Below are 25,949 nucleotides of genomic sequence, written 5' to 3' on the forward strand. Positions count from 1 at the left end.
TGCCATGAACACTACACAAAGCGAGACGCAAAACAACACAGAGCAGCACGGTTACTTTACCCTCTCGGGCGACGTCAACAGCGACATGGTGCGGCGCGTCTTCAATGCCGCCGCCGACATCACGGAAGACAAGCTCACCACCGCGCACATCCTGATCCAGTCGAACGGCGGCTATGTCAGCGATGGCATCTGTCTGTACAACTTCCTCAGCAAGTTGCCGCTCGACATCATCACCTACAACGCGGGCGCCGTGGCCTCCATCGCCGTCACCCTGTTCCTGGCGGGGCGGCGCCGCCATGCCAGCGACACGGCCCGTTTCATGGTGCACAAGTCGCATGCGACCGCCTCGCCCGGTTCGCGCCCCGACGCGCTCAGCATCATCGTCGAAGGCTTGCGCGCCGACGACATGCGCACCGAGCGCATCCTGCGCGGCCACGTCAAGCTGACGGACGAGCAGTGGCAGGTGCACGCGTATTCGGACCTGCACCTGACGGCCGACCAGGCGCTGGAAGTGGGCATGATCGAATCGATCCGCGACTTTGCGCCGCCCAAGGGCAAGCGCCTGACGAATATCTGACGCGCCGCCGCTGCGGCGTGCGCGAGATATTTTCATATGGCAATTTCTGAGGTGGAAATTGTAATGGAATGTAATTCTTGCCTGTAGTTGATGAAAACCCGGGTGCAAGCAGGGCCACTCGTGGCATAGTGCACGCTGATCATGAAATAAGCGTAGGCACGATGACTTGGTGGAATGAGATTTCTTTTGCGGCCGATATGTCCGTCATGGGGCCGGCTGGCGTGGCGATTGCCCTGTGGCTACTCGTGTCGCGCCAGTGGCGGCTGGTACTCAGCTGGAGCTTGTGGTATGGCGGCGGCTTGGCCCTCGTGGTGCTGTCGAAGCTGGCCTTCATGAGTTGGGGCGTGGGCAGCAGCGCGCTCGATTTTACCGGTTTCAGCGGCCACGCCATGCGCGCCGGCGCCGTGTTTCCCGTGCTGATGTATGTGCTGTTGCAGCGGGCCGAGCCGCGCTGGCGCCATGCCGGCGTGCTTGTCGGCGTGGCCTTTGCCGTGCTGGTGGCCATTTCCCGCGTGGTCGTGCATGCGCACAGCGTGTCCGAAGCCGTCAGCGGCTGCGTGCTGGGCCTGGCGCTGGCGCTGGGCTTCATGTGGAATGCCCGTGGCGCCGTCAATTTTGCCGTCAGCCATGCGCTGGCCCTGGCCAGCCTGGCGCTGATGGTGTTGCTCAGCTTCAAGGCGGAGCCCATGCCGACCGAACAATGGCTGAAAAAACTGGCCCTGGTGCTGTCCGGCCATGAGCGCGTTTTTTCCCGCGCGGACTGGAAACTGGCGCAGGATGGCCGTCCTGCCCCCTGATCCGCTGCCGACAGGCGCCTGGCGCGACGGTTTTTTGGCCAGAAAAGCACCAGGAAATGGTATGATGAACCACTTTTTTGCGGCGAGCGGCCAGGCTGCCGTCGCGATGCGGCATCTGAACTGAACATGAACCGGGTTCACCCATAATATAACCGCCAGCATAGGCCAGGAACTCTAAAACACGTGCGTCTCTCTTCCATCAAGTTGTCGGGATTTAAGTCTTTCGTCGATCCCACCAATTTTCAGGTGCCAGGCCAGCTCGTGGGCGTGGTCGGGCCGAATGGCTGCGGCAAGTCGAACATCATCGACGCCGTGCGCTGGGTGCTGGGCGAATCGAAAGCGTCCGAATTGCGCGGCGAATCGATGCAGGACGTCATTTTCAATGGCTCCACCCACCGCAAGCCGGCCGGCCGCGCTTCCGTGGAACTGGTGTTCGATAATAACGACGGCAAGGCGTCCGGCCAGTGGGGCCAGTACGCCGAGATCGCCGTCAAGCGCACCCTGACGCGCGACGGCACCTCCACCTATTACATCAACGGCCAGCCCGTGCGCCGGCGCGACATCCAGGATATCTTCCTCGGCACGGGCCTGGGGCCACGCGCCTACGCCATCATCGGGCAGGGCATGATTTCGCGCATTATCGAATCGCGCCCCGAAGAATTGCGCGTCTTCCTCGAAGAAGCGGCCGGTGTCTCCAAATACAAGGAACGCCGCCGCGAGACGGAAAACCGCTTGCAGGACACGCGCGAGAATCTGCTGCGCGTGGAAGACATCTTGCGCGAACTCAATGCCAACCTGGAAAAACTGGAAGCGCAGGCGGCCGTGGCCACGCGGTTCCACGCCTTGCAGGCGGACCAGGAAGAAAAGCAGAAACTGCTGTGGCTGCTGCGCAAGAACGAGGCGCAACACGAGCAGACGCGCTATTTCCGCGAAGTGGAACAGGCGCAGACGGACCTGGAAGAGCAGACGGCCAAGCTGCGCAACGTGGAACTGACGCTCGAGCAGATGCGCCAGGCCCACTTTGCCGTGGGCGACCGCCTGCATACGGCGCAAGGCCATCTGTACCAGACGAATGCGGAAATCGGCAGCCTGGAAGCGCAGATCAAGTTCGTCATCGAATCGCGCGCCCGCCTGCAGGCCCAGCTGGCGACACTGACGGCCCAGCGCGACCAGTGGAACAGCCAGGGCAGCGAATACCAGGAACAGATCGAAGAGGCGGAATTCCACCTCGAGGAACTGGCCGCCAAGGTGGAACAGTCGCAAATGATGGCCGAGCAGAAGGGTGAGCAATTGCCCGAGCTGGACGCCGCCTGGCGCGCCGCGCAAAACAAGAGCACGGAATCGCGCGCGCGCATCATGCAGGCGCAGCAGCAGCTGGAACTGGAATCGGCGCACCAGCGCAACGCCTCGAACATCCTGGCCAGCCTGTTGACGCGCCGCGAGCGCCTGCAGCAGGAAAAGAACAGCCTGAGTCTGCCCGACAGCAGCCACCTGGAAAACCTGAAACTGCAGCTGGAAGAAAAGCAGCAAGCGCTGGAAGAACAGGGCTTCTATCTGGAAGAGGCGCTCGAGCAGCAACCGAAGCTGGAGCAGGAGCGGGCCGAAGCGCAGGCACAGGTCAATGCCGAGACGGCGGCGAATGCCCAGCTGGAAGCGCGTCTTTCCGCCTTAAAACAATTGCAGGAACGCGTGCAGACGCAAGGCAAGGTTCAGCCGTGGCTGAAAAAGCACGAACTCGACAGCTTGCCGCGCCTGTGGCAAAAGCTGCAGATCGAAGCGGGCTGGGAAGCGGCCATGGAATCGATCCTGCGCGAGCGCACGTCGGCCCTGCAACTGTCGAACATCGACTGGGCCAAGGCGTTTTTTGCCGACGCGCCACCGGCCAAGCTGGCCCTGTACGCGCCATCCACCGTGGCGCCGCTGCCGCAGCCGGAAGTGGCTGGCCTGAAGCCGTTTTTGAACTTGCTCAAACTCAACGATCCGGGCTTGCGCGGCTTGCTGCAGGATTGGCTGTACAACGCCTACGCCGTGGAAGACGCGGCCGAAGCCCTGGCAGAGCGTGGCAAGTTGCCGCCGGGCGGCTATTTCGTCACGCGCGCAGGTCACGTGGTCACGGCCACCAGCGTGCGCTTCTATGCGGCCGATTCGGAGCAGGAAGGCATGCTGGGGCGCCAGCAGGAAATCGACAATATCGGCAAGCAGTTGCGCGCCCAGCAGCTACTGGCCGAAGAGGCGCGCGCCCGTTCCGTGCGGGCCGACGCGGCCGTGGCGAACTTGACGCGCAACCTGTCCGACTTGCGCCTGCGCATCCAGCAGCTCACTTCCTCCGTGCATACCTTGCAGCTGGACGTGGTGAAACTGTCCGAAGTGGAAGCGCGCTTCAACCAGCGCAGCACGCAGATCGGCGCGGATCTCGCCGAAATCGCCGCGCAGGAAGCGGAGCAGCAGCAGATCAAGGCCGAATCGGAAGAGAAGTTCGAACAGCTGGACATGGAACTGGGCAATTTGCAGGAAGCGCACGAAGACGGCCATACGGACTTCCTGCAGAAGGAACAGCGGCTGGCCGAAGCGCGCGAAGCCTTGCGCGACCTGGAGCGGGCCGCCAAGGATACGGAATACGCGGAAAAAGCCCACCGCGCGAAGATCGAGGAATTGCGCCGCAATATCGCCACGGCCAGTACGCAGGCCCAGCAAGTGACGGCCAGCCTGCAGGCGGGCGAACTGGAACTGGCCAACCTGGAAAGCGGCGCTGCCGCCGACGGCTTGCAGGACTTGCTCGAGCGCCGCACGACGCAGGAGAAGGCGCTGGCGGACGCGCGTCACGAACTCGATCAAATTACGCAGCAGCTGCGCCTGTCCGAAGATGCGCGCACGCAATCGGAACGCAGCTTGCAGCCGCAGCGCGACAAGATCATGGAAATGCAGCTCAAGGAGCAGGCCGCGCGCTTGAACCAGGAGCAATTCGCCCAGCAATTGCTGGAGTCGGGCGCCGATGAAGCGGCCCTGACGGAAAAACTGCATCCGGACATGCGTCCATCGTATCTGCAGGGCGAAGTGACGCGCCTGACCAATGCCATCACGGCACTGGGCGCAGTCAATCTGGCCGCGCTGGACGAACTGGCGCAGGCGTCGGAGCGCAAGAATTTCCTCGACGCCCAGAATGCCGACCTGACGGAAGCGATCAACACGCTGGAAGACGCGATCCACAAGATCGACAAGGAAACGCGCGACTTGCTGCAAGATACGTTCGACAAGGTCAACCACCACTTTTCCGAGCTGTTCCCCATCCTGTTCGGCGGGGGACAGGCCAGGCTGACCATGACGGGCGACGAGATTCTCGATTCCGGTGTACAAGTCATGGCGCAGCCTCCCGGCAAGAAAAATGCCACCATCCACCTGTTGTCCGGTGGAGAGAAGGCGCTGACCGCGACCGCATTGGTGTTTTCCATGTTCCGCCTGAATCCGGCGCCGTTCTGCCTGCTCGACGAAGTCGATGCGCCGCTGGACGATTCGAACACGGAACGCTTCTGCCGCATGGTCAAGCGCATGTCCGACCAGACCCAATTCCTTTTCATTTCGCATAACAAGATTGCGATGGAAATGGCCCATCAATTGATCGGTGTGACGATGCAGGAGCAGGGCGTATCGCGCATCGTGGCGGTGGACATGGAGTCCGCCGCAAATTTTGCAACCGAGGCACAAGCAGCATGACAGACCTTCAAATTACCTTGTTCGGCGCCGGCGGCGTCTTTATCGTCGGTGTTTTCTCCTACAACAAATGGCAGGAATACAAGGCCAAGAAAAGCGTGGAGCGTGCCTTTTCCACCGACCACGATGACGTGTTGATGCGCGACGGCGATGCGCCGGCAGTGGAAGCCCAGGAACCCGTCTTGCGCCAGGAGCCGCGCTTCGATGCGGCGCCCGCAGCCAAGGCCGAACCGTCGTTCGGCGCGCCGCCGGCTGCCGCTGTGCCGGACGCGCCCGTGCATGCGGAACCGTCGCTCGGCGATGCCGGTGTGGAAGCGCCGGCTGCCGTGGCCGCGCCGCTGCAGCCGGAAGTCAGCGCCGCCAGCGAGCAGGCGACCAGCCTGGTCGACCCGCTCATCGATTGCCTGCTGCCTTTGTCGCTGGAAGCACCCGTGCGTGGCGACAAGATCCTGCCCGTGCTGCAAACCCTGCGCCTGGTGGGCAACAAGCCCGTCCACTTCATCGGTTTGCACGTGAATGGCGATTGGGAACCGATCACGCATGGCGGTGTCTATACCAAGATGCAGGGCGGCGTACAGCTGGCCAGCCGCAGCACGGCCCTGAATGAGCTCGAATACTCGGAACTGGTCACGCGCCTGCGCGGTGTTGCCGACGAGATCGGCGCCGAGCCGGAAGTGCCCGACATGATGGAAGTGATGGCCGAAGCGCGCAATCTGCACCGTTTCGTCGCCGGCCATGACGCCCAGCTGGGCGTGAACCTGCACACGAATGGCGCGCCATGGGCCATTTCCACCTTGCTGTTCGCGCTGGAAAAACAGGGCTTTGACGTGCGTCCGGATGGCCGTTTCGTCATGCCCGACGGCGAAGGCAGTTATCTGTTCTCGCTGTCGACGAATGTCACCCTGGCCGAAGAAACGACGCCACGCCTGACCTTGTTGCTGGACGTGCCATGCGTGGCGCCCGCGCGCGACGGTTTCGGCGCCATGGTCGCCTGCGCCAAGGCGCTGGTGGGCCGCCTCGACGCCACCATCGTCGACGATTACAACCAGGCCTTGTCCGACGCGGCGCTGGCCGAGATCGCCGGCCAGGTGCAAGAGTTTTACCAGGAAATGGACGCGGCCGACATTCCGGCCGGTTCCACCCGCGCCCTGCGTTTATTTAGCTGAAGAATCCCGCAACAATGACTGATCCGATCCACCAGGACGCCGCTGCACGGAGTGCCGCCCACCGCGTCCTGGCACTCACGGCCGAACTCAATCGGCATCTGCACGCCTACCACGTGCTCGACAATCCCACCATCCCCGACGCCGAGTACGACAAGCTGTTTGTCGAACTGCAAACGCTGGAAACGGCCCATCCCGAGTTGCTGCAGCCCGACTCGCCCACCTTGCGCGTGGGCGCGGCGCCCTTGCCGCAATTCGAGCAAGTCACGCACACGGTGCCGATGCTGTCGTTGAACAATGGTTTCACCGATGACGATATCGTCAACTTCGACCGCCGCGTGCGCGAAGGCCTGGGCCTCGATGCGCAGGACGTCGCGTATGCGGCCGAAGTGAAATTCGACGGTCTGGCCATCAACCTGCGCTATGAGCACGGCCTGTTCGTGCAGGCGGCCACGCGCGGCGACGGCGCCACGGGCGAGGACGTGACGGCGAATATCCGCACCATTGCCGGCATCCCTTTGCGCCTGCATGGCGACAAGATTCCCGCCGTGCTCGATGTGCGCGGCGAAGTGATGATGTTCAAGGGCGATTTTGCGCGCCTGAACGAACGCCAGCGCGAAGCGGGGCACAAGGAATTCGCCAACCCGCGCAATGCGGCGGCCGGCAGCCTGCGCCAGCTCGATTCGCGCATCACGGCGCAGCGCAAGCTGCGTTTCTATGCCTACGGCATCGGTGCGCTGGAAGGCGCCGCCATGCCCGTGTCGCATTCGGCCTTGCTGGACTGGTATGAAACCCTGGGCATCCCCGTGTCCAAGGAGCGCAAGGTGGTGCAGGGCGCGCAGGGCTTGCTTGCCTACTACGCCGATATCGGCGCGCGCCGCCCCGCCTTGCCGTATGAAATCGACGGCGTCGTCTACAAGGTGAACGCGACGGAAGACCAGCAGGAGCTGGGTTTTGTCTCGCGCGCGCCGCGTTTTGCGCTGGCGCACAAGTTCCCCGCCGAAGAAGCGCTGACGCAAGTGCTGGGCATCGATATCCAGGTGGGCCGCACGGGCGCCATGACGCCCGTGGCGCGCCTGGCGCCCGTGTCCGTGGGCGGCGTGACGGTGACCAACGCCACCTTGCACAATGAAGACGAAGTGCTGCGCAAGGATGTGCGCGTGGGCGATACCGTCATCGTGCGCCGCGCCGGCGACGTGATCCCGGAAGTGCTGAGTGTGGTGCTGGAAAAACGTCCGGAACCGGCGCCGCCACCGTTCAAGATGCTGGAAGCGTGCCCCGTGTGCGGCTCGCACGTGGTGCGCGAAGACGGCGAGGCCATCGCCCGCTGCTCGGGCGGCCTGTTCTGCTCGGCCCAGCGCAAGGAAGCGTTCCGTCATTTCGCGGGCCGCCGCATGATGGATATCGAAGGCCTGGGGGAACGTTATATCGATACCCTGGTCGAACTCGAGTACGTGCATGGCCTGGCGGACCTGTACAGCCTGACCCTGGATAAATTGCTGGAAATGAAGTTGCGCGCCGACGAGCGCGACGCTTCGACGCCGGAAACAGTGCAACAAGGCAAGATTCCCACCAAGTGGGCGGAAAATCTGCTGGCAGGCATCGAGGCCAGCAAGCGCCCGCCGCTCGAGCGTTTCCTGTTTGCACTGGGCATCCGCCACGTAGGCGAATCGACGGCGAAGACGCTGGCCGAGTGGTTGGGAAGCCTGGATTATGTGCGTCGCGCGCCAGCGGCCTTGTTGCGCGTGCTGCCCGACATCGGCGGCACCGTGGCTGAATCGATTGCCGATTTCTTTGCCGAAGAAAAGAACCAGCAGGCGTTGCAGGCATTGCTGGACGCCGGTGTCGCGCCGCAGGGCGAACACGCGCCCAGCGCCAAGCTGCGCACGCAACTCGAACAAACCACCTTGCTGGCCGCCATCGGCATCCCGAAGCTCACGGAGCCGCGCAGCAGGCAGCTGGTGGAGCGGGGCGTGACCCTGGCCAGCCTGGCGGCGCAGGGTGCCAGCTTCCACGCGGGCTTGCCCGCCGCCGTGGCCGAAGCGCTGGCGCAATGGCTGGCCGATGAGGGCAATGTCAAGCTGCTAGGTCAACTGGACGCCCTGCGAAATGAATTACTGTCACAATTGCCTGAAATGCCAGCCGCTGGCGGCAAGCTGGACGGCAAAACCTTTGTCTTGACGGGCACCTTGCCCAACATGAGCCGCGACGAGGCTGCGGAGTTGATCGAGGCGGCCGGCGGCAAGGTCAGCGGTTCCGTGTCGAAGAAAACCGGTTACGTCGTGGCCGGCTCGGACGCCGGCAGCAAGCTGGTCAAGGCGCAGGAGCTGGGCGTGACCATACTCGACGAGGCTGGTTTGCTGACCCTGTTGGCGCAAGACTAAACATTCATTGCAGAAGACCCATGAAAAAAATCAGAAAAGCAGTCTTTCCCGTCGCCGGCCTGGGCAGCCGTTTTTTGCCTGCAACCAAGGCGCAGCCAAAGGAAATGTTACCCATCGTTGACAAGCCATTGATCCAGTACGCAGTGGAAGAAGCCGTGGCCGCGGGTATCACGGAAATGATCTTCATCACGGGCCGCAACAAGCGCGCCATCGAAGACCATTTCGATACGGCCTATGAGCTCGAGTCGGAACTGGAAGCGGCCGGCAAGCGCCAGTTGCTGGAAATGGTGCAAAACGTCATTCCCAAGCACATCAATTGCATTTACATCCGCCAGTCTGCGCCGCTGGGCCTCGGGCATGCCGTGCTGTGCGCCCGTCCCGTGATCGGCGACGAGCCGTTTGCCGTCTTGCTGGCCGACGATTTCATGGATGTGGAAGAGGGCGTGCGCCCCGTGCTGGCGCAGATGGCCGATGTGTTCCAGTATGAAAACTGTTCCTTGCTGGCGGTGCAGGACGTGCCGCGCGCGGAAACCAGGCAGTACGGTATCGTCAGCGCCCAGCATTATCAGCCTGACCTGGAGCTGGTTTCGGGGATCGTGGAAAAGCCCGTGCCGGAAGAGGCGCCATCGACCCTCGCCGTGGTCGGCCGTTATGTGCTGACCAGCCGTATCTTCGAGCACCTGGAAAAAATCGGTACGGGCGCCGGCGGCGAAATCCAGTTGACGGACGGCATCGCCGCCTTGATGCGCGAGGAGCGCGTGCTGGCTTACCGTTATCAGGGGCAGCGTTATGATTGCGGCTCCAAGCTTGGCTATCTGAAGGCAACGACGGCGATGGGCATGAAACATCCGGAAACGGGTGCGGCTTTCCGCACTTACCTGCAAGAACTGCAATCGGCACTGGACGCAAAATGACGGTACGTGAAATCCTGAAGATGGGCGATCCGCGCCTGCTGCGCATGGCCGAGCCCGTACGCGAATTCGATACGCCAGAACTGCATGCCCTGATCGCCGACATGTTCGACACCATGCACGCGGCCAATGGCGCAGGCCTGGCGGCGCCGCAGATCGGCGTCAACCTGCAAGTGGTGATCTACGGCTTCAAGCAGAATCTGCGCTATCCGGACGCGCCGCAAGTGCCGGAAACCGTGCTGATCAACCCGGTGCTGACGCCTTTGTCGGAACGCAAGGAAGAGGGTTTTGAAGGCTGTCTGTCCGTGCCCGGCCTGCGCGGCAGCGTGCCGCGCTGGAGCGAGTTGCACTACGAAGGCGTCGACCAGTTCGGCCAGCCCATCAGCCGCGACTGCGACGGCTTCCATGCGCGCGTGGTGCAGCATGAAGTCGACCATTTGCACGGCATTTTGTATCCAATGCGCATCGTCGATTTTACGCAATTCGGCTACACGGAAGTGATGTTTCCCGACCTGGATCCAAACGACGACGATTGATCGGCGCCTGAGAAAACGTCCATGGCTGCGTTGCATTGCCTCGCCGTACTATTCGTACTGTCTTCGGCAATGCGCCTTGCCCTGATCGTTTTTCAGGCGCCTCGTGACTTTGGCTGTTAAACAAAAAATGGCCGCGCAGCATCAGCTGGGCGGCCATTTTTTATGCCAGAGGCAAACCTAGCGCACCTTGCGGCTGCTGCCCAGGTTATCGAGCAAGGCTTTCAATTCATCCTGCATGGCGTCCGTCAGGTTCAGGAAGCGGCAGCCGATCTGCACCTGTTCGCCCAGCAGGAAGGAGCGGAAGGTGCGCGACAGGCGGATTTCCAGGTCGGCGATCATGACCTTGTCCGGCCCCAGTTCCAGGCGCACGCGCGACAGCTTGCGACCCACGTACAGGCCTACCGTGTCGCGCGGATGGGCGCGCATGCCGATGCCGCCAGCCGAGAAATCATACAGCTGCAATTCATACGGACGGCCCTCGAGCACGAAGGCGGCCAGGTAGTACACGCCCAGCGGTGTTTCCAGGCGCGCCGATTCGCGCCGCTCCAGGACCAGGCAATGGCTGGGGAAGTTCGTCAGGTAGACGTTCGGCCGCTCGGGATACGCTTGCCATTCGCCATTGATGGTGAACTGCAGTTTGGCGTTTTGCACCCATGACACAAACGTGGCGCCGCCAGGCGGCAGGGTCGCACCTTCATTGAGTTCCAGCACGAATTGCGGCAAGTCATCGTCAACGGACAGGATGCGCCCCAGGATGAGGTCTTCGCCGCCAGCCGGGTAGATGGAGAGGGCGTCGCCGTTGTCAGCCAGGCTGCACAAGGTTTCGCCGATATCCCACGGATCGCTCATATGGTGCGGCTTGGTGCCGGGGGCCATCGGCTCGGCCACGTCAGCCAGACTGGGCGCGCCCTTGCGCAGGGGATTGGGGATGGGATCGTTCACGACAGCGTATCTCTTTTGTTCTAATGGGGAATAGTGTATAGGTTTAAGGCAATATTTACTAAGTAAATCACAATAATTGATTTTATATCACTATATTCCTGTTGCTTATGTATGCCGGCCTGGTATGCCGCCTTGACATCGCCGCTTAAAACTGTTCGTCCGCGCTCAGGTAACGCCATTGGCCGGTCGGCAAGTCGCCCAGCTTGACCTTGCCGATGCGCACGCGTTTCAAGCCCAGCACTTTCAGGCCGACGGCTTCGCACATGCGGCGGATCTGGCGTTTCTTGCCTTCACGCAGGGTAAAGCTCAGCTGGTCCTCGTTTTGCCAGCGCACCTTGGCCGGCAGCAGCGGCTTGCCGTCGAGCCACAGGCCATGGTTGAGCTTTTTCAGTTCGCTGTCGGGCAGGGTGCCGCCCTTGGTGTAGCTCACGCGTACCAGGTACTCCTTGTCGATGTCGGTATCGTGGCCGATCAGCTGCTTGGCCACGCGGCCGTCCTGCGTCAGGACCAGCAAGCCGACGGAATCGATATCCAGCCGGCCGGCTGCCACCAGGCTGCGCAGCTGGGTCGGATGGAACTGTTCCGGACTGCGGTCTTCCGCCCAGCGGTTTTCCGCCTTGATCAGGGCCACGGCGGGCGTATAGCCGTCTTCGGCCTGGCCGCTGACGTAGCCGACCGGTTTGTTGATCAGCACGGTGACGCGCTTCGATTGCTCGGCCGCCGCCTGGCGTTCCACGGTGACGCGCTGGCTCGGGTAGACCTTGCTGCCCAGCTCGGACACCACCTTGCCATCCACGCGGACCCAGCCGCGTGCGATCCATTCATCGGCTTCGCGGCGCGAGCACAGGCCCAGTTCGGACATGCGTTTGGACAAACGTAATAATTCTTCGGTCATGTTGTTTCAGTTTCAGTAAGGGTAGGCGCTGCGCGGAAAGCTTACACTTTCAGCGCATCGAGTAAATCGGTTTCCAGCAATATCTGGTTGCGGGCATTGTTGAGCGCGGGACCGTCGACGAGGAAGACGTCTTCGACCCGCTCGCCCAGTGTCATGATCTTGGCCGTGTGCAAGTTGATGCGGTACTTGGTCAGCACGTTGGCGATCGCATACAGCAGGCCCGTGCGGTCGTTGGCCGCCACCGACAGCAGGTAGTACTGGCCCCGTTCGTCGGGTCGCAAATCCACCGTCGGCTGGAAGGGGAAGGTGCGCGACAGGCGCGACAGCCGTCCCTTGCCCGGCGGCGGCAGCGGCGTTTGCGACTGCAGCAGTTCGCCCAGCTCATGCTCGATCAGGCTGATGATGTCGCGGTAGCTCTTGGCGAAATTCTGCTCCGTGACGAGGAACGTGTCGAGCGCATAGCCGTTTTTCGTCGTGTGGATCTTCGCGTCGAGGATGCTGAAATTCTTGCGGTCGAAATAGCTGCAGATGCGCGCGAACAGGTCGGGCTGGTCGGGAATATACACGGCCACCTGCAAGCCTTCGCCGATGGGCGCCAACCGGCATTTTACCACCGGCAACTTGCTCTCGAGCTTGTCATACAGCGAGCGCGTCTGCCAGGCGATGTCGGACGCGTCGTGGCGCAGGAAGTAGGCCACGTCCAGCTGTTGCCACAGCTTCAGGTGCGCGTCCGGCGGCAAACCGTACAGGCGCAGGGTGGCCAGCGCTTCCTGCTGGCGGTTTTTGAGCTCGCGGTCGGCCGTGTGCGGCTCGCCGCCCAGCACGCGCAGGGTGATCTTGTACAGGTCTTCCAGCAGCTTGCCCTTCCAGGCGTTCCACACTTTCGGACTGGTGCCGCGGATGTCGGCCACCGTCAGCAGGTACAAGCCCGTCAGGTGGCGCTCGTCCTTGACCACTTTCGCAAAGGCGGCGATGACGTCGGGGTCGGACAAATCCTGCTTTTGCGCCACTTGCGACATGGTCAGGTGATTTTCCACCAAGAAAGCCACCAGTTCCGTGTCCTCGGTGCACAAGCCGTGGTCCTGGCAGAACTGGGTGGCGTCGGCCACGCCCAGCTTCGAGTGGTCGCCGCCGCGGCCCTTGGCGATGTCGTGGAACAGGGCCGCCACGTACAGCAGCCACGATTGCGAGAAATCGGCCATCAGCTGGCTGCAGAACGGATATTCGTGCGCGTGTTCGCTCATGGTGAAACGGCGCATGTTGCGCACCACCATCAGAATGTGCTGGTCGACCGTGTACACGTGGAACAGGTCGTGCTGCATCTGGCCCACGATGCGGCGGAAATTCGGCAGGTAGCGCCCCAGGATGCTCATCTCGTTCATGCGCCGCAGCGCGTGGATGATGCCGACAGGGGCTTGCATGATGCGCAGGAAGAGGGCGCGGTTGACGGGATCCTGGCGGAAGGCGGCGTCGATCTTGAAGCGCGCGTGCCACAGGGCCCGCGTGGCGCGCGAGGTCATGCCCTTCAGGGCCGGGCGCTCCGTCATCAGGACGAAGATTTCCAGCATGGCCGACGGGTATTGCTCGAACGTGTCGTCGGCGCTGATGTCGATCAGGCTGTTGACTTCATTGAAGCGCTCGTTGATGGGCACGGCCACGTCGTCCTGCGGGAATAGCCGCGCCTCGATGTTTTGCAGCAAAATCGTGTTGAGCTGGGTCACCGTCTTGGCGGCCCAGTAGTAGCGCTGCATGAGGAATTCGCTGGCGCGGCGCATGTGCGGCCCGCTGCCCGTCGCTTGCAGGCCCAGCGATTCGGCGATCGCCGTCTGCACGTCGAACACGAGACGGTCTTCGCGCCGCCCCGCGTGCAGATGCAGGCGCACGCGGATATCCTTGAAGGCGCGCTCCTTTTCCATCAGCTGGCGCGCTTCCGTCAGGGTGATCAGGCCGCCCGTGGCCAGCGTGCGCCACGAGTTCGCCAGGCCGGCCGCCTTGGCGACCCACAGGATGACCTGCAGGTCGCGCAGGCCGCCCGGGCTTTCCTTGCAATTCGGTTCCAGGCTGAAGGCCGTGTCTTCGTACTTGGCATGGCGCTGGCGCATTTCCGCCGTTTTCGCCTGGAAGAAGGCCTGCGGGTCCATGGCCGCGTCATAGCGCTGCTGCAATTGCGCGAACAGGTCCGCGTTGCCGCACACGAGGCGCGCTTCGAGCAAGCTCGTTTGCACGGTGATGTCGGCCTTCGATTCGACCAGGCATTCATCGACCGTGCGGATGCTGTGGCCGATTTCCAGGCCCAGGTCCCACAGCAGTTGCACCAGTTCCTCGAGCTTTTCCTGCGTGGCGGCGTCCGGCGCCTGTTGCAGCAGGATCAGCAGGTCGACGTCGGAATACGGAAACAGCTCGCCCCGGCCATAGCCGCCCACGCCCACCAGGGCCGTGCCTGGCGGCAAACCCGCTTCCTGCCAGGCCCGCGCCAGCACGCCATCGACGCTGTGGCGCAGGCTGCGCAGCAGTTTTTCAGGCTTGCCGTCGGCCTGGAAGGCCGCAATGACGACCTGGCGGTCGGCTTTCAGTTGCTGTTTCAGCTGTTCCCGAACTTGCTTTTTCATCTGGGCCCTGGGTGGCGGTGGGTCGGGTGGGGGCAGGCTTGATTAATGACGCTTATCAGGCTTTATTGCCGATAAAGGCGGGCGGCGGCGGCATGCCCGGCGAGACGGTCAGCACTTCATAGCCCGTTTCCGTGACCAGCACCGTGTGTTCCCATTGCGCCGACAGGCTGCGGTCCTTGGTTTTGATGGTCCAGCCATCGTTCATTTCGCGGATTTCGCGGCGGCCCGAGTTGATCATCGGCTCGACGGTGAAGATCATGCCCGCTTCCAGGCGCTCGAGGGTGCCTGGTTTGCCGTAGTGCAAGACTTGCGGCTCTTCATGGAAGACCTTGCCGATGCCGTGGCCGCAGAATTCGCGCACCACGCTGTAGCCGGCCTTTTCCGCATGCTGCTGGATGGCGTGGCCGATATCGCCCAGGTGGGCGCCCGGCTTGATCTGGTCGATTCCCAGCCACATGCACTCATAGGTGATTTCCGACAGGCGCTTGGCCAGGATGGTCGGCGTGCCGACGAGGAACATGCGGCTGTTGTCGCCGTGGTAGCCATCCTTGATGACGGTGATGTCGAGGTTGACGGAATCGCCGCTTTTCAGGACCTTGTCGCCGGGAATGCCATGGCAGATGACGTCGTTGACGGAGGTGCAGATGGCTTTCGGATAGGGCGTGTAGCCGGGCGGGCAGTAGTTGAGCGGGGCGGGGATGGTGCCTTGCACGTTGACCATGTATTCGTGGCACAGGCGATCGAGTTCGCCCGTCGTGACGCCGACCTTGACGAAAGGCGTGATGTAGTCGAGCACTTCGGCGCCGAGCTTGCCGGCAATGCGCATGCCTTCGATGTCGGCGGCGGTATTGATACGGATGGTAGACATGGTGTAATTCGCAATCTGCAAGAATTCAGGTGAAAAGCACAGACGATTCCTGCTGTACGGGGAAAAGTCTGCAAATATGCCGAAATTATAAACGAGGCGCTCTGAATCCGCCGCCTCCTTCCTATGGACGGGAGGGGATTTGTGGAGAGAAATCGGATGAAAAGGCGGCGCTGCCACGCCTTGCACCATCGTGGTGCGCCGGCTGTTTCCGCAGGGCGCGCGATTTGCGGTGCGGACTTGATGCGGCAGGCATTTCAGTGTAGAATCCCGGGTTGCTTGAATTCTCTTTTAAGCAATGCAGTAAAACAGTGTCTTTAATTTATATAAACACGCGAATCCGGTCGACAAGGGTGCCTGTATGGTGACTGATCGGATTCCAGACCCAACCCTGGAGTTAATAATGTCCGTAACAATGCGCGAAATGCTGGAAGCCGGTGTCCACTTTGGTCACCAAACCCGTTTTTGGAATCCAAAAATGGCACCGTTCATCTTCGGCCATCGCAACAAGATCCACATCATCAACCTGGAAAAAACCATGGCGATGTACCAGGACGCAATGAAGCACGTGCGTCAACTGGCTGCAAACCGTGGCACCATCCTGATGGTTGGCACCAAGCGTCAAGCTCGCGAAATCATCGCTGCTGAAGCACAACGCGCTGGCGTGCCTTTCGTTGATCAACGTTGGTTGGGCGGCATGCTGACCAACTTCAAAACGATCAAAACCTCGATCAAGCGTCTGAAAGACATGGAAGTGATGATCGAAGACGGTTCGATCGAGAAGCTGTCGAAAAAAGAAGCGCTGATGTTCTCCCGCGAAATGATCAAGCTGCAAAAATCGATCGGCGGCATCAAGGACATGGGCGGCATTCCTGACGCAATCTTCGTCGTCGACGTCGGCTACCACAAAGGTGCGATCACCGAAGCAGCTAAACTGGGTATCCCGGTCATCGGCGTTGTCGATACCAACCACTCCCCAGAAGGCGTGAACTTCGTGATCCCAGGTAACGATGACTCCTCGAAAGCCATCATGTTGTACGCTCGCGGTGTTGCTGACGCAATCATCGAAGGCCGTGCAGCTGCCGGTAACGAAGTTGTTGAAATGGTTAAAGCAGCCGCTGGCGACGAATTCGTCGAAGTTAACGAACAGGCTTAATGGCCAGGCTATCGCAGGATAGCCGTTTGTAAGCACAGCAGTAAGGGAAAAGGGGTGGCAGCAGCTCCCCCTTTTTTTTAACAAAAAAACGATAGTGACCGCTGGCGAGGCATGCATGCCCGGCCGCGACTATCGACTCACCGAATCAGGAGAAACACATGGCAGCGATTACAGCAGCGATGGTAGGCGAATTGCGCGGCAAAACCGACGCACCAATGATGGAATGCAAAAAAGCACTGACCGAAGCCGAAGGCGACATGGCGCGTGCGGAAGAGATCCTGCGCGTCAAACTGGGCGGCAAGGCATCGAAAGCATCGGCACGCATCACCGCTGAAGGCGTCGTGGCAACCTACATCGCCAATGGCGTAGGCGCCCTGGTCGAAGTGAACTCGGAAACCGACTTCGTTGCGAAAAACGACGATTTCCTGGCACTGGCCAACAACGCTGCCCGTCTGGTAGCGGAACACAACCCGGCTGACGTTGCTGCCTTGCTGGCCCTGCCACTCGATGGCAAGACCCTGGAAGACGTGCGCGCCGCCCTGATCGGCAAGATCGGCGAAAACATGACCATCCGCCGCTTCCAGCGTTTCGAAACCAGCGCCAAGCTGGCTTCGTACCTGCACGGTTCGCGCATCGGCGTGATCGTCGAATTCGACGGCGCCGATGAGCAAGTGGGCAAAGACGTGGCCATGCACATCGCCGCCATGAAGCCAGTGTCGCTGTCGTCGAACGAAGTGCCAGCGGAACTGATCGAAAAAGAGCGTTCGGTTGCACAACTGAAAGCCGAAGAAGACGCAGCCAAAGCGGCCGCCGAAGGCAAGCCAGCGCAATCGCCGGAAATCCTGGCCAAGCGCCTGGAAGGTTCCGTACAGAAGTTCCTGAAAGAAGTTTCCCTGCTGAACCAAGCTTTCGTGAAAAACGACAAGCTGTCGGTTGAGCAAATGCTGAAGGCGGCTAACACCACCGTCAAAGGTTTCGCCATGTACGTAGTGGGCGAGGGCATCGAGAAGAAGCAGGACGACTTCGCAGCAGAAGTCGCAGCACAGATGGCTGCCTCCCAGGGAGCGTAAGTAAAGCGGGCCGAGAGGCCCGTTTTTTTGGCCCGCCCGCACCTGTCGTGCCGGGCGGCGGCATGGGCAGCTGCCTCCCGCCTATCCGGCGCTGCAAGGCGCTGCGCCATGTCATACTCGAATAACCTCATTTATGGAGCCCCAGCTCATGTCAAAACCAGCCTACAAGCGCGTCCTCCTCAAGTTGTCCGGCGAAGCCCTGATGGGCGATGATCCCTACGGCATCAACCGCGCCACGATCGAGCGCATGGTGGCCGATGTGGCCGAGGTGGCAAAGTTGGGTGTGGAACTGGCAATCGTGATTGGCGGCGGCAATATCTTCCGCGGCGTCGCGCCTGGTGCGCAAGGCATGGACCGCGCCACCGCCGACTACATGGGCATGCTTGCCACGGTGATGAATGCACTGGCCCTGGCCGATGCCATGCGCCATGTCGGCATTACCGCGCGCGTCATGTCGGCCATCGGCATCGAACAAGTGGTCGAGCCGTACGTCCGCCCGAAAGCCCTGCAATACCTGGAAGAAGGCAAGGTGGTCGTCTTTGCCGCCGGTACCGGCAATCCGTTCTTCACCACCGACACGGCAGCGGCCCTGCGCGGTTCCGAGATCAGCGCCGAGATCGTCCTGAAGGCCACCAAGGTCGACGGTGTCTACACGGCCGATCCGAAGAAGGATCCGAACGCCACCCTGTTCCACACGATTACGTTCGACGACGCCATCGCCAAGCACCTGCAAGTGATGGATGCCACCGCATTCGCCCTGTGCCGCGACCAGAAACTGCCGATCAAGGTGTTTTCGATCACCAAGCCAGGCGCGCTGATGCGCGTCATCATGGGCGAAGATGAAGGCACCCTGGTGCACGTATAAGGGAAGCGGAGCGCCGAGAAACCGCCATGGCTGGGTTGCAGCGCCTGATCCACGTTATGTACTATTCGTAGCGTCTTCGGTTCTGCGCCTCGCCCTGAGCGGTTTTCGGCACTCCCGGCTGCGCGAACATTTACACGGCAAGTGAATAATTGTAATACCCATTTATTATCAAGATAAAGGAGGGCGTATGTCCTTAGCTGACGTTAAAAAGAACACCCAGGAACGCATGACGAAGTCGCTGGAAACACTGAAGGCCGACCTGGCCAAAGTGCGTACCGGCCGCGCCCATACGGGTATCCTGGACCACGTGATGGTCGATTACTACGGTTCGCCGACGGCGCTGACCCAGGTTGCCAACGTGACCCTGATCGACGCGCGCACCATCGGCGTGCAGCCGTACGAAAAAAAGATGGCCAACACCATCGAAAAAGCCATCCGTGACGCCGACCTGGGCTTGAATCCTTCGGCACAGGGCGACCTGATCCGCGTTCCGACGCCGCCGCTGACGGAAGAGCGCCGCAAGGAAATGGTCAAGCTGGTCAAGAGCGAAGCCGAAGACGCGAAGATTGCCGTGCGTAATATTCGCCGCGATGCGAACGAGTCGCTGAAGAAACTGGTCAAGGAAAAAGCCTGCTCCGAGGACGATGAGCGCCGCTCGTCGGAAGAAGTGCAGAAGCTGACGGACAAGTTTATTGCCGACATCGACAAGATGGTTGTCGATAAAGAAAAAGAAGTGCTGACCGTCTAGTTTTCAGTCCTTTTGGCGCTGCCCGGGAAAGCACGGCTTTTCCGGGCAGTGCTATTTGGAGCATAATAGTTATCTTTTATTTTTTGGTATTCGTGTTTTCATGATCTATTCGAGTTCGACAACGGCAGTACCTGAAGTGGGCACGGTGCCGCGCCATGTGGCAATCATTATGGATGGCAATGGTCGCTGGGCAACCAAGCGCTTCCTGCCGCGTGTGGCTGGCCACGTCAAGGGCGCGGACGCCGTGCGCGGCATCGTCGAGGCTTGTATCGAGCGCGGCGTCGAATACCTGACCCTGTTTGCTTTCAGCTCGGAAAACTGGCGCCGCCCGGAAGAAGAGGTGTCGATGCTGATGCGCCTGTTCGTCACGATGCTGGAACGCGAAGTGGTCAAGATGCATGCGAACGACATCCGCCTGAAGGTGGTGGGCGACTTGTCGCGCTTCAACGACGAACTGCAAACTCTGATCGCCAATGCGGAGCGCAAGACGGCGAACAACACGCGCCTGACGGTGTCCATCTGCGCCAACTACGGCGGCCGCTGGGACATCATGCAGGCAGTCAACAAAATGACGGCCGAGGCGCCCGCCGAGGGGCAGCCTGCCGGACACGCTTACACGGAAGAGCAGCTGGCGCCGCACCTGGCCATGGCTTACGCACCCGAGCCCGATCTGTTCATCCGCACGGGCGGCGAGCAGCGCATTTCCAATTTCCTCCTGTGGCAACTGGCGTACACTGAGTTGTTTTTCACCGAAACTTTCTGGCCCGACTTCAATGCCGAGTGCCTCGACGCGGCAATCGCGTCTTACCAGCAGCGCGAACGGCGCTTTGGCCGTACCAGCGCGCAATTAACTGAAAAGACAAACTGATGCTGAAAACACGGATAATCACCGCCCTGGTCCTCTTGGCGGTCTTGCTGCCGGTTCTGTATCTGAATTATTTCCCCGCCTTCGCCGTGATCGCCACGGCGTTCTTCGGCGCCGCCGTGTGGGAAAGCTTCCGCATCTTCAAAAATCGCCAGGCGCTGCTGATCGCCGCCGTCTGGACTGCCGCCTTCGCGTATACGTTTTTTGTCGGCAACGGCATGGCGCAGCTCAATTTCTGGTTCGCCCTGTGCGTGGCCATCTGGCTGATCCGCTTCGTGCCTTCGCTGGCAACCGGCTTGCCGCCTACCGAAGGCCTGGGCAATACCTTGCTCAGCCTTGTGTACCCGGTGACCATCGTCGGCTGCTTCGTCGCCATCATCGCCCTGTTCCTGCATAGCCCTTTGTACCTGCTGTCCGTCATGGCCCTCGTGTGGATCGCCGATATCGGCGCCTATTTCTCGGGCAAGGCGTTCGGCAAGCGCAAGCTGGCGCCAAGTATTTCACCAGGTAAATCCTGGGAAGGCGCCATCGGCGGCGGCATCGCCGTGCTGGTCATCGCCGCCATCACCATCGTGGCCGCGCCATCGCTGCCGGTCTTGCAAGACACCTTCGCCGTGCAGCTGCAATTGCGCCGCGGCTGGCTGGTGGCCTTGCTGGTGCTGCTGCTGATCGTCGCGGCCAGCATCGTCGGCGACCTGTTCGAATCCCAGCTGAAGCGCCGCGCCGGCATCAAGGACAGCAGCAACCTGCTGCCCGGCCATGGCGGTGTACTCGACCGTATCGATGCGCTGATCCCGGTCCTGCCATTTGCCGCCCTCGTGGCCAGCTGGCTTTAAGGAAACTCATGCAATACATCACCATTCTTGGCGCGACCGGCTCGATCGGCGTGTCCACCCTGGACGTGCTCGCGCGTCATCCCGAACAATACAGCGTGTATGCGCTGAGCGCCCACAGCCGCGTGGCCGAACTGGCCGCGCAGTGCCTGCAATTCCGGCCCCGGCGCGCCGTCGTCGCCACGGCGGACGCCGCCCTTGAACTGACGCGCTTGCTGCGCGGGCAGGGCGTCGATACGCAAGTCGAGTATGGCGAGGAAGCCCTGTGCGCCATCGCCAGCGCGCCGCAGGTGACGGGCGTGATGGCGGCCATCGTCGGCGCGGCCGGCCTGGCGCCCACCCTGGCGGCAGCGCGTGCCGGCAAGAAAGTATTGCTGGCCAATAAAGAAGCGCTGGTCATGTCGGGCCAGCTGTTCATCGATGCCGTGCATGACAACGGCGCGGTGCTGCTGCCCATCGACAGCGAACACAACGCCATCTTCCAGTGCATGCCGCACGCCCATGGCCGCGCGCCAGGCGCGGCGGGCGTGGCGAAAATCGTGCTGACGGCTTCCGGCGGCCCTTTCCTTACGCGCGACGTCGAGACGCTCGACACGGTCACGCCGGACCAGGCGTGCAAGCATCCGACCTGGGCCATGGGCCGCAAGATTTCCGTCGATTCGGCCACCATGATGAACAAGGGCCTGGAAGTGATCGAGGCGCACTGGCTGTTCGGCGCGCCGGCCGAGCAGATCGAGGTGCTGATCCACCCGCAAAGCGTGATCCATTCGATGGTCTCGTACATCGACGGTTCCGTGCTGGCCCAGCTGGGCAATCCGGACATGCGTACGCCGATCGCGCATGCGCTGGCGTATCCGCAGCGCATCGCTTCCGGCGTGGCGCAGCTGGACCTGGCCCAAGTGGCCACCCTGCAGTTCGAACGTCCCGATTTCCGCCGTTTCCCCTGCCTGGCGCTGGCCTTCGACGCCTTGCGCGCGGGCGGCACGGCACCGGCTTTGCTCAATGCGGCCAATGAGGTGGCCGTGCAAGCGTTTCTTGACGAACAGATTGGCTTCCGCCAGATCGACAGAGTCATCGCGCACGTGATCGAGACGGTGCCGCATGGCGCCGCTTCGAGCATCGAAGCCGTGATGGAGCAGGACCGCCTGGCCAGAGCGGCCGCGCAAGCGTATATCGCGCAAAGGCTGGCCGCATGACGCTCATCACCACCTTGCTGGCCTTTATCGTCGCGCTCGGTTCACTGATCACCTTGCACGAGCTCGGTCACTACCTGGTGGCGCGCTGGTGCGGCGTGAAGGTGCTGCGCTTCTCGATCGGCATGGGGAAAGTGGTGTATTCGCGCAAGTTTGGCAAGGATCAGACGGAATGGGCGATTTCCGCGCTGCCGCTGGGCGGCTATGTCAGCATGCTCGACAGCCGCGCGCAAGACCTCAGCGACTTGCCGGAAAGCGAATTGCGCCGCGAATTCACGCGCCAGAGCGTGTGGCGCCGCATCGCCATCGTCGCCGCCGGCCCGCTGGCCAATTTTCTTGTCGCCATCGTGCTGTACGCGGGCCTGTTCATGCATGGCATCGAAGAGCCGTCGAGCAAGCTCGGTCCCGTGGCCGAACAGACTGCCGCCTATGCGGCCGGCTTGCGCAGCGGTGATACCGTTGAAGCCGTCAATGGCAAGCCCGTGGCCAGCTGGTCCGAGCTGCGCTGGGAGCTGATCCAGGCTACCCTCGACAAGCAGCCGGCGCGCATCGAAGTGCGCCGTCCTGACCGTGGCCAGCAGGAAGCGACCTTGCCGACGGCCAGCCTGACGGAGGCGGACCTGGAAGGCGACGTGCTGGGCAAGCTGGGTTTGACCCTGGCCCGTTCCGCGCCCACCTTGATGGAAATCATGCCCGATGGCGCCGCCGCGCGCGCCGGCCTGCAAAAGGGCGATGAAATTCTCGCCATCGACGAACAGCCCGTGCACGAGGTGGCGGCCGTCATCGCCACCCTGAGCCAGGCGCCGGGCCGCACCTTGCAATTGCGGCTCCTGCGCCAGGGCCAGGACCTGACCTTGCCCATTACGCCGGACGCCGTGCCGGGCGCCGGGGCAGAGGGAGCTGTAACAGTTGGTAAGATACAGGCAAAGCTGGGACAGGTGCCGGATATGATCACCGTGGCCTCCGGACCGTTCTCTGCCGTGGGCAAGGCGTCCGCCAAGGTCTGGGATACCAGTGTCATGAGCCTGAAAATGCTGGGCAAAATGATTACCGGCCAGGTTTCTCTGAAGAATGTGACGGGGCCCATTACCATCGCCGATTACGCGGGCCAGACGGCGCGCATCGGCCTGGTAAGCTACCTGGGCTTCATCGCCTTCATCAGTATCAGTCTGGGCGTGATGAATTTGCTACCCATTCCTGTTCTGGATGGCGGGCATTTGCTGTATTATTCGCTGGAAGTTTTGACCGGACGCCCCTTGCCGGAGCGCGTAGGCGAGATTGCCCAGCGCCTGGGGATAGGTTTGTTGCTGACCTTGATGGTGCTTGCCGTCTTTAATGACGTGTTGCGATTGCTGAATTAGGACGCTGGTTGATGCCATTGCGTGAGTCGCACAAGCAATCTTTTGTGTATGTTGTCCATTGATTTACCCATTGAATAACCCCAATGAAATTACATTCTGCTCGTTTTGCCTTGCCTTCCTTTCGCCGCAGCCTGATCGGCGCCGCCGTCATGGCCATCTGTTCCGGTCACGCGCTGGCCGTCCAGCCATTTACTGTCAAGGACATCCGGGTCGAAGGGATCCAGCGTACTGAAGCGGGCACCGTCTTTGCGTACCTGCCGGTGCGGGTCGGCGAAACGTTCTCCGACGAGAAGAGCGTTGCCGCCATCAAGGCCCTGTATGCGACGGGCATGTTCAAGGATGTGCGCCTGGAAGCCGATGGCGACGTGCTGGTGGTGCTGGTCGAGGAACGACCAGCCATCGCGAGCGTGCAATTTACCGGTACCAAGGAATTTGAAAAGGACGTGCTGGTCAAGGCGCTGAAGGAAATCGGCGTCGGTGAAGCCAAGATTTTCGACAAGGCGTCCGTCGACCGCGCGGAACAGGAACTCAAGCGTCAGTACCTGTCGCATGGCCTGTACGGCGTGAAGATCACCACCACGGTCACGCCGATCGAGCGCAACCGCGTCAACGTGGTGTTCGCCGTCGACGAGGGCGACGTGGCCCGCATCAAGCAGATCAACATCGTCGGCAACAAGGCCTTCACGGACAAGGAACTGCGCGAGCAGCTGGCCCTGAACACGGGCGGCTGGTTCAGCTGGTACACCAAGGCCGACCAGTATTCGAAGACCAAGCTGACGGGCGACATCGAAGCGCTCAAGTCCTACTATCTGGACCGCGGCTATATCGAGATGCAGGTCGATTCGACGCAAGTGTCGATCACGCCCGATAAAAAAGACATCTACCTGACGATCAACATCACCGAAGGCGAGAAGTACAAGATCGCCGGCACCAAGTTCGAAGGCGAGATGTTCGGCCGCGAAGAAGAGCTCAAAGCGCTGAACCTGATGCGCGAAGGCGACATCTACTCGGGCGCGCGCCTGACGGCGACGAACAAGCGCATCCAGGACCGCCTGGCCACGTTCGGCTATGCCTTTGCCAACGTCAACGCCAATCCCGAAATCAACCGCGAAAAGCATGAAGTCGGTTTCACCTTCTTCATCGATCCGGGCAAGCGCGTCTACGTGCGCCACATGAATATCGCCGGCAACACCACCACGCGCGATGAAGTCATCCGCCGCGAATTCCGCCAGTTCGAATCGTCCTGGTACGACAGCAACAAGATCAAGCTGTCGCGCGACCGTGTCGACCGCCTCGGCTACTTCAAGGACGTGACCATCGACACGCCGGAAGCGCAGGGCACGACCGATCAGGTCGACGTCAACGTGACGGTGGTGGAAAAACCGACCGGTAACTTCCTGATCGGCGGCGCCTTCTCGCAATCGGAGAAGTTCACCCTGTCGGCATCGATTTCGCAGGCCAACTTCGCCGGTAGCGGCAACACGGTCGGCATTGAACTCAATACCAGCCATTACAGCCGCACGATCGCGTTTTCGCAAACCAATCCGTACTTCACGGACGACGGCATTTCGCGCAGCTTCGAAGTCTACCTGCGCACGACGGAACCGCCGGCGCTGAACATCGGCAGCTACAAGATCAAGCAGACCGGTGGCCGCGTCAGTTTCGGCGTGCCGTTCTCGGAAGTCGACACCGTCTTCTTCGGCATCGGCGCCGAGCGCTCGCGCATCGAAACCGACATCACCAGCCCGATCCGCTTCAAGCAGTATGTGATCGACAATGGCGGCCCGTCCGACGGTATCGGTTCGGCCACCACGAATTCCATCCCGCTGACGGCGGCCTGGCAGCGCGACAGCCGCGACAGCGCCCTGACGCCATCGATCGGCCGCTACCAGCGCGTCAACCTCGAGGCTGACCTGATCGGCGACCAGAAGTACTTCCGTGCCATTTATGAGCACCAGTATTTCCGTCCGCTGTTCAGCAAGGTCACCCTGGCGCTGAAGGGCGAGATCGATTACGGCCACGGTATCGGCAAGCACGTGTATCCGGTCTTCAAGAACTTCTACGGCGGCGGCATCGGTTCGGTGCGCGGCTACCTGAGTTCCTCGCTGGGCGCGGTCGAACCGAGCACCAACGATGCCTTGGGCGGCGCTTCGCGCCTGATCGGTAACGCGGAACTGCAGATGCCATTCCCCGGTTCGGGCAATGACCGCAGCTTGCGCTGGTTCGGTTTCCTTGACGGCGGCCAGGTCTACCAGGAAGGCGAAAAAATGCGGATCTCGCAATTGCGCTATTCTGCTGGCTTGGGCATCAGCTGGATTTCACCGGTGGGCCCGCTCAAGCTGAGCTACGCCAAGCCGCTGAACGCCAAGCCGACGGACCGCCTGGAGCGCTTCCAGTTCCAGATGGGCACCGGTTTCTAACCGGCCATCTGAACGGGGGCGACAGCTTTTACTTTTTGACCATGGAGTATC

The 25,949-nt window shown here is 61.5% G+C and carries 20 protein-coding genes; 16 read left to right on the forward strand and 4 right to left on the reverse strand.

Annotation, left to right across the window (positions count from 1 at the left end; translation table 11 throughout):
• Positions 1–4: 4 nt before the first annotated feature.
• The 7 genes from ACQ4W4_RS18620 (at position 5) to def (ending at position 10,076) form a co-directional block, all read left to right on the forward strand.
• Complete coding sequence (locus ACQ4W4_RS18620) at positions 5–577, forward strand: ATP-dependent Clp protease proteolytic subunit (protein ID WP_436543242.1); 573 nt, start codon at positions 5–7, stop codon at positions 575–577.
• A 161-nt stretch (positions 578–738) separates the two neighbouring features.
• A complete protein-coding gene (locus ACQ4W4_RS18625) occupies positions 739–1,374 on the forward strand; it encodes a phosphatase PAP2 family protein (RefSeq protein ID WP_436543243.1) in 636 nt (211 codons plus the stop codon).
• 183 nt (positions 1,375–1,557) lie between these two features.
• Positions 1,558–5,085 (forward strand): chromosome segregation protein SMC, encoded by a 3,528-nt coding sequence (gene smc, locus ACQ4W4_RS18630; RefSeq protein ID WP_436543244.1) that lies wholly within the window; start codon positions 1,558–1,560, stop codon positions 5,083–5,085.
• Positions 5,082–6,248 carry a cell division protein ZipA C-terminal FtsZ-binding domain-containing protein gene (locus ACQ4W4_RS18635; protein WP_436543245.1) on the forward strand — a complete coding sequence of 389 codons (1,167 nt, stop codon included), beginning with the start codon at positions 5,082–5,084 and terminating at the stop codon, positions 6,246–6,248. The genes smc and ACQ4W4_RS18635 overlap by 4 nt, the downstream gene beginning before the upstream one ends.
• 14 nt (positions 6,249–6,262) lie before the next feature.
• Positions 6,263–8,629 carry an NAD-dependent DNA ligase LigA gene (gene ligA, locus ACQ4W4_RS18640; protein ID WP_436543246.1) on the forward strand — a complete coding sequence of 789 codons (2,367 nt, stop codon included), beginning with the start codon at positions 6,263–6,265 and terminating at the stop codon, positions 8,627–8,629.
• A 20-nt stretch (positions 8,630–8,649) separates the two neighbouring features.
• Positions 8,650–9,543, forward strand: a complete 894-nt coding sequence (gene galU / locus ACQ4W4_RS18645) for a UTP--glucose-1-phosphate uridylyltransferase GalU (protein WP_326459948.1) — start codon at positions 8,650–8,652, stop codon at positions 9,541–9,543.
• Positions 9,540–10,076, forward strand: coding sequence for a peptide deformylase (gene def / locus ACQ4W4_RS18650; protein WP_070221525.1), 537 nt, complete (start codon positions 9,540–9,542; stop codon positions 10,074–10,076). The genes galU and def overlap by 4 nt, the downstream gene beginning before the upstream one ends.
• 177 nt (positions 10,077–10,253) lie before the next feature.
• Here def and ACQ4W4_RS18655 read toward each other — a convergent pair whose 3' ends face one another.
• The 4 genes from ACQ4W4_RS18655 to map all read right to left on the reverse strand — a co-directional run bounded on the left by ACQ4W4_RS18655 (position 10,254) and on the right by map (position 15,390).
• Entirely contained in the window at positions 10,254–11,018 is a 765-nt protein-coding gene (locus tag ACQ4W4_RS18655) for a flagellar brake protein (RefSeq protein ID WP_436543247.1), read from the reverse strand.
• A gap of 145 nt (positions 11,019–11,163) precedes the next feature.
• Entirely contained in the window at positions 11,164–11,913 is a 750-nt protein-coding gene (locus tag ACQ4W4_RS18660; protein ID WP_034752263.1) for a pseudouridine synthase, read from the reverse strand.
• A gap of 41 nt (positions 11,914–11,954) precedes the next feature.
• On the reverse strand, positions 11,955–14,522 hold the full coding sequence (locus ACQ4W4_RS18665; RefSeq protein ID WP_436543248.1) for a [protein-PII] uridylyltransferase: 2,568 nt from the start codon (positions 14,520–14,522) through the stop codon (positions 11,955–11,957).
• 55 nt (positions 14,523–14,577) lie between these two features.
• Positions 14,578–15,390 (reverse strand): type I methionyl aminopeptidase, encoded by an 813-nt coding sequence (map, locus tag ACQ4W4_RS18670; protein WP_070221576.1) that lies wholly within the window; start codon positions 15,388–15,390, stop codon positions 14,578–14,580.
• Positions 15,391–15,790: 400 nt separating this feature from the next.
• On the opposite strand from map, the gene rpsB reads away from it, so the two are divergent.
• From rpsB to bamA, 9 genes are all read left to right on the forward strand, one after another.
• Positions 15,791–16,543 carry a 30S ribosomal protein S2 gene (rpsB, locus tag ACQ4W4_RS18675; protein ID WP_010397614.1) on the forward strand — a complete coding sequence of 251 codons (753 nt, stop codon included), beginning with the start codon at positions 15,791–15,793 and terminating at the stop codon, positions 16,541–16,543.
• Between the two features lie 158 nt (positions 16,544–16,701).
• Positions 16,702–17,613, forward strand: a complete 912-nt coding sequence (gene tsf, locus ACQ4W4_RS18680; protein WP_152252662.1) for a translation elongation factor Ts — start codon at positions 16,702–16,704, stop codon at positions 17,611–17,613.
• 148 nt (positions 17,614–17,761) lie between these two features.
• Positions 17,762–18,478 (forward strand): UMP kinase, encoded by a 717-nt coding sequence (pyrH, locus tag ACQ4W4_RS18685; RefSeq protein WP_034752258.1) that lies wholly within the window; start codon positions 17,762–17,764, stop codon positions 18,476–18,478.
• Positions 18,479–18,665: 187 nt separating this feature from the next.
• A complete protein-coding gene (gene frr, locus ACQ4W4_RS18690) occupies positions 18,666–19,226 on the forward strand; it encodes a ribosome recycling factor (protein WP_436543249.1) in 561 nt (186 codons plus the stop codon).
• 100 nt (positions 19,227–19,326) lie between these two features.
• Positions 19,327–20,094 (forward strand): polyprenyl diphosphate synthase, encoded by a 768-nt coding sequence (uppS, locus tag ACQ4W4_RS18695; RefSeq protein ID WP_436543250.1) that lies wholly within the window; start codon positions 19,327–19,329, stop codon positions 20,092–20,094.
• Positions 20,094–20,927, forward strand: coding sequence for a phosphatidate cytidylyltransferase (locus ACQ4W4_RS18700; protein ID WP_152252664.1), 834 nt, complete (start codon positions 20,094–20,096; stop codon positions 20,925–20,927). Before uppS ends, ACQ4W4_RS18700 begins: the two co-directional genes overlap by 1 nt.
• Positions 20,928–20,935: 8 nt before the next feature.
• Positions 20,936–22,120: a 1-deoxy-D-xylulose-5-phosphate reductoisomerase gene (gene ispC, locus ACQ4W4_RS18705; protein WP_436543251.1), complete on the forward strand. Its 1,185-nt coding sequence runs from the start codon at positions 20,936–20,938 to the stop codon at positions 22,118–22,120.
• Positions 22,117–23,478 carry an RIP metalloprotease RseP gene (gene rseP, locus ACQ4W4_RS18710; protein ID WP_436543252.1) on the forward strand — a complete coding sequence of 454 codons (1,362 nt, stop codon included), beginning with the start codon at positions 22,117–22,119 and terminating at the stop codon, positions 23,476–23,478. The genes ispC and rseP overlap by 4 nt, the downstream gene beginning before the upstream one ends.
• A gap of 83 nt (positions 23,479–23,561) precedes the next feature.
• Positions 23,562–25,898, forward strand: a complete 2,337-nt coding sequence (bamA, locus tag ACQ4W4_RS18715; protein WP_436543253.1) for an outer membrane protein assembly factor BamA — start codon at positions 23,562–23,564, stop codon at positions 25,896–25,898.
• Positions 25,899–25,949 lie beyond the last annotated feature (51 nt).

The organism is Janthinobacterium glycogeni (genome assembly GCF_051380725.1).
Taxonomy (GTDB): domain Bacteria; phylum Pseudomonadota; class Gammaproteobacteria; order Burkholderiales; family Burkholderiaceae_D; genus Janthinobacterium.